We start from the raw sequence: 7,655 nt of genomic DNA, 5'->3' as shown, positions 1-7,655 counted from the left end.
ACGACTGCTGCGCAGCCGAACGCAGGCTGCGCCAGCTGCTACAGGGTTAGTCTTGCCATCGCGGCGTACCCATGCAAAAACCTTTTTGACAGCATCACATTTCAACAGGTTAGAATCGCTGGCACGCAGACTGCATGGTCAGTTTTCGCCCGCCTTTCCGTCTCTGGAGTACTGCCTTTGAATGCAATCACCATCAACAGCCTGTTTCTGATCGGCGCGTTGCTGGTAGGTGCGAGCATTCTGGTGAGTTCACTTTCGTCCCGCCTCGGCATCCCGATTCTGGTGATTATCCTGGCTGTGGGCATGGCCGCCGGTGTCGACGGTGGCGGCATTATTTTTGATAACTACCCCACGGCTTATCTGGTCGGCAACCTCGCGCTGGCGGTGATCCTGCTCGATGGTGGTTTACGAACCCGAGTCGCAAGTTTCCGCGTTGCGCTGTGGCCGGCGCTGTCGCTGGCCACCGTCGGGGTGTTAATTACCACCGCGTTGACCGGCATGGTCGCGGCCTGGCTGTTTAACCTGAGCATCATTCAGGGTCTGCTGATCGGTGCGATTGTCGGCTCGACCGATGCCGCCGCGGTGTTCTCGCTGCTGGGTGGCAAAGGCCTGAACGAGCGGGTCACCGCCAGTCTCGAAATCGAATCCGGCAGCAACGACCCGATGGCGGTGTTCCTCACCGTGACCCTGATCGACATGCTCGCCAGCGGTGAAACCGGCCTGCACTGGAGCCTGCTGGCGCACTTCGTGCGCGAGTTCGGTATCGGTGCCGTCGTCGGCCTCGGCGGCGGCTGGCTGATGCTGCAACTGGTCAACCGCATCAACCTGGCCAACGGTCTTTATCCAATTCTGGTGATTGCCGGTGGCCTGGTCGTGTTTGCCCTGACTAACGCCCTGCATGGCAGCGGCTTCCTCGCGGTTTATCTGTGTGGCCTGGTCATCGGCAACCGCCCGGTGCGCAGCCGGCACGGCATTTTGCACATGCTCGACGGTATGGCATGGCTGGCACAGATCGGCATGTTCCTGGTGTTGGGGCTGTTGGTTACACCGCATGATCTGCTGCCGATCGCCCTGCCCGCCCTGGGTCTGGCGCTGTGGATGATTCTGTTCGCCCGGCCGCTGTCGGTGCTGGTCGGTTTGCTGCCGTTCAAGGCGTTCCATGGTCGCGAAAAGGCGTTTATTTCCTGGGTCGGCTTGCGCGGCGCGGTCCCGATCATTCTGGCGGTGTTCCCGCTGATGGCCGGCCTGCCCAACGCCCAGCTCTATTTCAATCTGGCCTTCTTTATCGTGCTGGTGTCACTGCTGGTGCAGGGCACGAGCCTGCCGTGGATTGCCAAGCTGCTGAAAGTGACGGTGCCACCAGAGCCCGCACCGATCTCGCGCTCCGCTCTGGAAGTGCATGTCACCAGCGAGTGGGAGCTGTTCATTTATCGCCTCGGCGCCGAGAAATGGTGCATCGGCTCGCCCCTGCGTGAACTGAAAATGCCCGAAGGCACGCGGATCGCGGCCCTGTTTCGTGGCCAGCAATTGCTCCATCCGTCGGGTAGTACGGTGCTCGAAGTCGACGATTTGCTCTGTGTAATCGGCCATGAACACAACCTGCCGGCCCTCGGAAAACTCTTCAGCCAGGCGCCGCAGCGAGGTCTGGATTTGCGCTTCTTCGGCGACTTCGTCCTCGAAGGAGATGCCCAACTGGGCGCGGTTGCGGCGCTGTACGGGTTGAAAGTCGAAGGCATCGATCCGGGCATTTCGCTCGGCCACTTCATCGCCCAGAAAGTGGGGGGCGCGCCTGTCGTCGGTGACCAGGTGGAGTGGAACAACACCATTTGGACCGTCGCGGTCATGGAAGGGAACAAGATCGGCAAAGTGGGCGTCAGATTCCCCGAAGGAAGTCGCCCCGGTCCGGGACTCTTCCTCTAAACTCCACTCTTCGTCTCGTTTTCGATCGGTCTCTATGTCAAGCCTGCGTAACTTTTTCATCCTGGCCCTGCTGGGCCTGAGCCTCTCCATCGGCACGCTGCAAGCGGCCGAGCCGCCGACCAGCGAAGCCGTGCAAGCGAGCCTGGACAAGATCGCCGACCGCAAGCTGCCGGAAGCCGATCAAAAAGCGTTGCAAGCCACGCTGCAGAACACGCTCACCCAGCTCAACAACCGGCAAGACAACGAACAAAAACTGGCCGATTTGAAGCAACAGTTGGCTACCGCGCCAAAGCAGAACATCGAAAATCAGCGTGAACTGGCTCGTCTGAAGGCCACCAAACCGCAACCCGTGGCCCAACGCTTCGCCAACCTGTCGATCCCGCAACTCGAACAAATGCTCACTGAGCGCTCGACCCAGCAAAGCGACCTGCAAAAAGCCCTGTCCGACGCCAACAGTCTGGTCATTACCGCCCAGACACGTCCCGAACGTGCCCAAGCCGAGATTTCTGCCAGCCAGACCCGAATCCAGCAGATCAACAACATCCTCAAGGCGGGCAAGGACGCGGGCAAAACCTTGAGCGGCGAACAGCGCGACTTGCTCAATGCCGAACTCGCGGCACTGAATGCGCTGATTCCGCTGCGTCGCCAGGAACTGGCCGGCAACAGTCAGTTGCAGGACCTGGGCAACAGCCAGCACGATTTACTGTCGGAAAAATCCGATCGCCTGGATCAAGAAATCCAGGAGCTGCAAACCCTGATCAACCAGAAACGCCTGGCTCAGTCCCAGCAAACGGTGACCCAGCAATCCATCGAGGCGCAGAAATCCGGTGGCAGCAGCCTGTTGGCCAGCGAAAGCGCGGCCAACCTGAAGCTCTCCGACTACCTGCTCAAAAGCACGGACCGACTCAACGAAGTCACCCAGCAAAACCTGCAAACCAAACAGCAACTGGACAACGTAACCCAAAGCGATTCGGCCCTGGACGAGCAAATCAACGTGCTCAAGGGCAGCCTGCTGCTCTCCAAGATTCTCTACAAACAGAAGCAGTCCCTGCCGCGTTTGAGGCTCGACCGTAACCTCGCCGATCAGATCGCCGACATTCGCCTCTATCAATTTGAAGTCAGCCAACAACGCGAACTGTTGAGCAACCCGGCGACTTACGTCGATAACCTGTTGGCGAGCCAACCACCGGAACAAGTCACCCCGCAACTGCGCAAGAGCCTGCTGGAACTGGCCAACACCCGCGCCGACCTGCTGGAGCGGCTGAACCGTGAGTTGAGCGCCGTGCTCAATGAGTCCATCACCCTGCAACTCAATCAGAAACAACTGTTGAGTACCGCGCAAAGCCTGCGGGCGACGCTCGATGAGCAAATGTTCTGGATCCCCAGCAACAAGCCGCTGGATCTGGAATGGATACGCGCCGTTCCGGAGCGATTGCAGCGCCAAGTCATGACCTTGCCGTGGACGTCCAGCCTGATCGAGTTGAGCGATGGCCTGATTCAACGACCGCTGCTGTTTCTGCCGCTGGTGCTGCTGATCGGCGCCCTGTTGTGGCGACGTAAAAGCTTGTATGCCCGACTGAACAAGGTTCACAAGGACATCGGCCACTTCAAGCGCGACAGCCAGTGGCATACGCCTCAGGCCATTCTGGTCAATATTTTGCTGGCGCTGCCGGTCGCGCTCGGCCTGGCCTTGTGCGGCCTCGCCTTGCAAATCGATGCCCGCGGGCAGAACGCCAACATGGGTTCAGCGCTGTTGCAAATGGCACAGGCCTGGTTGGTGTTCTACACCGCCTACCGGATCCTCGCGCCGGGTGGCGTGGCTGAGTTGCATTTCCGCTGGGAGAAACCTCAGGTCGAATTCCTTCGGGGCTGGATCCGTCGCCTCGGTGTGGTAGTGATGGCGCTGGTGGCGGTGGTGGCGGTTGCCGAGCTGCAACCGGCAACGCTGGCGGACGACGTGCTGGGCATGCCGGTGGTGTTGATCTGCTACGCCTTGATGGCCTGGCTGCTCAGCCGCTTGCTGATGCGCAGCCCGACGCATGAAAACGCTTCGTTGTTCCGAAAACTGCTGGGGATTCTGTTCACCGCCTTGCCGGTCGCGCTGTTCGTGGCCGTGTGCTTCGGCTACTACTACACCGCGCTCAAACTCAGTGACCGATTGATCAATACCCTTTACCTGCTGATGTTCTGGCTGGTCATCGAAGCCACCTTCGTGCGCGGCCTCAGCGTTGCGGCACGCCGCCTGGCTTACCAGCGCGCCCTGACCAAACGTCAGGCCGCGAAAGAGGCCGGTGACGGCGAAGCGGTGATCGAAGAGCCGACACTGGACATCGAAAAGGTCAACGAACAATCGTTGCGACTGATCCGCCTGGCACTGCTCGGCGGCTTCATCGGGGCGTTGTACTGGGCCTGGTCCGACCTGATTTCAGTGTTCTCGTACCTGGACAACATCACCCTCTACGAATACACCAGCGGCACTGGCGCGGCCAYGAGCATGGTGCCGATCAGTATCGGCGACATGCTCGGTGCGTTGATCATCATCGGCATCACCTTCGCCCTGGCGCGCAACTTGCCAGGTTTGCTGGAAGTGTTTGTGTTGTCGAAGCTGAATCTGGCTCAAGGCAGCGCCTATGCCACGACCACGCTGCTGTCCTACGTGATCGCCGGGATCGGTTTCGTCTCGACCCTGTCGACCCTCGGCGTGAGCTGGGACAAGTTGCAATGGCTGGTGGCAGCGCTTTCGGTCGGCCTGGGTTTCGGGATGCAGGAGATCTTTGCGAACTTCATCTCCGGCATCATGATCCTGTTCGAGCGCCCGGTACGGATCGGCGACACCATTACCATCGGCAACCTGTCAGGCACGGTCAGCAAGATCCGCATCCGCGCCACGACCATTACCGACTTCGACCGCAAGGACATCATTGTCCCGAACAAGACGTTCATTACCGGGCAACTGATCAACTGGTCGCTGACCGACACCATCACCCGGGTAACGCTCAAGCTCGGCGTCGATTACGGCTCGGACCTGGACCTGGTCAAGGAGCTGCTGCTCAAGGCTGCCCGCGATAATCCGCGCGTGCTCAAGGATCCGGAACCGCACGTGTACTTCCTGAACTTCGGTGAAAGCACCCTCGACCATGAATTACGCATGCACGTGCGCGACCTTGGCGACCGAAATCCTGTGCTCGACGAGGTCAACCGCTTCATCAACCGCGAGTTCAAGAAGCAGCACATCAACATCTCGTTCCGGCAGATGGAGGTTTACCTCAAGAACCTTCAGGGCCAGGAATACAAGATGGTGCCGATCGAACCGGAAGCGAAAACCATCGTGCCGCTGGTCGATGGCCAACCGCCCCAGGAACCACCGGCCGCCAAGCTCGACTAACCGGCTTATCCCTAGCAGAATGCTCGGACATTCTGCTGGAGATGGCCGTTGAAAGCCCTCGACGAACTGACCTTCGATAATCGTTTCGCCCGCTTGGGCGATACGTTTTCCGCCCATGTGCTGCCCGAGCCCATCGACAACCCGCGCCTCGTGGTTGCGAGCCCTGCGGCCATGGCGCTGCTTGATCTCGACCCGGCCGCGGCCGACACACCAGAGTTTGCCGAACTGTTCGGCGGCCATAAGCTCTGGGCTGACGCGGTGCCGAGGGCGATGGTGTATTCCGGTCATCAGTTCGGCTCCTACAACCCGCAACTGGGCGACGGTCGCGGCCTGCTGCTGGGCGAGGTGTACAACCAGGCCGGCGAGCATTGGGACCTGCACCTCAAGGGTGCCGGCCAGACGCCTTTTTCGCGCATGGGTGATGGACGAGCGGTGCTTCGCTCTTCGATCCGCGAGTTTCTCGCCTCTGAGGCGCTGCATGCCCTGAACATCCCGACCACCCGCGCGCTGTGCGTTGTTGGCTCCGACACGCCGGTCTGGCGCGAGAAACAGGAACGCGCCGCGATGGTCCTGCGCCTGGCGCCAAGCCACGTGCGCTTTGGGCATTTCGAATATTTCTACTACACCAAACGTCCCGAAATGCAGAAAGAACTCGGTGAACATGTGCTGGCCATGCATTTCGCCGAATGCCTGGAACAACCGGAACCCTACCTGGCGATGTTCCGTGAAATCGTCGAGCGCAACGCCGAACTGATCGCCAAGTGGCAGGCCTATGGCTTCTGTCACGGGGTGATGAACACCGACAACATGTCGATCCTCGGCATCACCTTCGACTTCGGCCCCTTCGCCTTCCTCGACGACTTTGATGCCAACTTCATCTGCAACCACTCCGACGACCAGGGTCGCTACTCCTTCAGCAATCAGGTGCCGATCGGTCAATGGAACCTCAGCGCGCTGGCCCAGGCCCTGACACCGTTCATCAGCGTCGAGGCCCTGCGCGAAACCCTCGGCCTGTATTTGCCGCTGTTCCAGGCCCACTATCTGGACCTGATGCGCCGCCGCCTCGGTTTCACCACCGCGCAAGACGATGACCAGAAGCTACTCGAGCACCTGCTGCAACTGATGCAGAACAGTGGCGTCGATTACACCCTGTTCTTCCGCCGCCTCGGGGAAGAGTCCCCGGAACAGGCGGTCGCCCGCTTGCGCGATGACTTCGTCGACATCAAGGGGTTCGATGCCTGGGGCGAGCGTTACGTCGCCCGGGTAGCCCGCGAAGGCGAAGCCGATCAGCAACAGCGTCGCCAAAGGATGCATGCGGTCAATCCGCTGTACATCCTGCGTAACTATCTGGCGCAGAAAGCCATTGATGCGGCAGAGAGCGGCGACTATTCAGAGGTACGTCGGCTGCACACCGTGCTGAGCAATCCGTTCGAGGAACAGCCGGGAATGGACAGTTATGCCGAACGGCCGCCGGAGTGGGGCAAGCATTTGGAGATCAGTTGTTCGTCGTGAGTCAACAAGGCTTCACGTATGGCGCTTTCCTGCTTCTGACTCTGATCGAAACTCAGATCACGCCAAACATCTTCAAGCCCCACAAAGCCTCCGTCTCGCGCAAACGCAGTCTCGACATTTAGAGTTTTGATGCGCTTGGCGTTGGTTAGGAGCTCTAGGATTGAAAAACGCTGAGGGGATCTAGCCGTCATTGGTACAAAGGACTCCAAAGTAAAATCGCCAGTTCGAAACTGCTGCGGAAAAGACTAAAGGTGTAATTTTTCGCCGTATATCAGCAGGAGAGTCAATACATGTAGTCCCTGTCCGCAACTGAAGAAAGCTAAGGACTACACGTTACAGCCTTGATAAACGCGATGCTCGACTCCAGAACTGGCACATAGACTGTCCAACTCAGAGCCAACCATGACCGACCCACTCCTCATCCCCTGCCCCCACTGCAACGGCCTCAACCGCATCCCCGCCGAGCGCCTCAACGATCATCCAAAGTGCGGTCGCTGCAAGGCCGAGGTCTTGCTGAGCAAGCCGTTTGAATTGAAGCAAGGCGATTACGCCAGCCAGATCAAAGGCGACCTGCCGTTGCTGGTTGACGTGTGGGCGGACTGGTGCGGGCCGTGCAAGTCGTTTGCGCCGGTGTTCGAGCAGGCAGCGGGGCAATTGGCAGGTAAGTGCCGGCTGGCGAAACTGGACAGCGAGGCAAACCAGCAGTTGTCGGCGCAGTTGGGGATTCGCTCGATTCCGAGCCTGATTCTGTTCAAGAACGGCCGGGAAGTGGCGCGCCAGAGCGGGGCTTTTCCGTTACCTCAATTGATGAGCTGGTTGCGTAGCCAGGGGATTTAAA

Annotated in this window: 4 protein-coding genes; all 4 read left to right on the top strand. The window is 59.6% G+C overall.

Going from position 1 to position 7,655, the window contains the following annotated elements; all coding sequences use genetic code 11:
- The first annotated feature begins 177 nt into the window (after window positions 1–177).
- Entirely contained in the window at window positions 178–1,920 is a 1,743-nt protein-coding gene (locus AC1D2P_RS03795; RefSeq protein ID WP_477757271.1) for a potassium/proton antiporter, read from the top strand.
- Window positions 1,921–1,954: 34 nt separating this feature from the next.
- On the top strand, window positions 1,955–5,305 hold the full coding sequence (mscK, locus tag AC1D2P_RS03790) for a mechanosensitive channel MscK (protein ID WP_477811317.1): 3,351 nt from the start codon (window positions 1,955–1,957) through the stop codon (window positions 5,303–5,305).
- A gap of 48 nt (window positions 5,306–5,353) precedes the next feature.
- Complete coding sequence (gene selO, locus AC1D2P_RS03785) at window positions 5,354–6,817, top strand: protein adenylyltransferase SelO (protein ID WP_077432335.1); 1,464 nt, start codon at window positions 5,354–5,356, stop codon at window positions 6,815–6,817.
- A 402-nt stretch (window positions 6,818–7,219) separates the two neighbouring features.
- On the top strand, window positions 7,220–7,654 hold the full coding sequence (trxC, locus tag AC1D2P_RS03780) for a thioredoxin TrxC (RefSeq protein WP_077432334.1): 435 nt from the start codon (window positions 7,220–7,222) through the stop codon (window positions 7,652–7,654).
- Window position 7,655 lies beyond the last annotated feature (1 nt).

The organism is Pseudomonas sp. P1_F1_2, assembly GCF_056405815.1.
The sequence above is the reverse complement of the archived record's forward strand: the minus strand, read 5'-3'. Positions and strand labels throughout refer to the sequence as shown.

Excerpts from the sequence above, each read along its gene's own strand:
- trxC (WP_077432334.1), top strand. The coding sequence starts at position 7,220 with ATGACCGACCCACTCCTCATCCCCTGCCCCCACTGCAACGGCCTCAAC.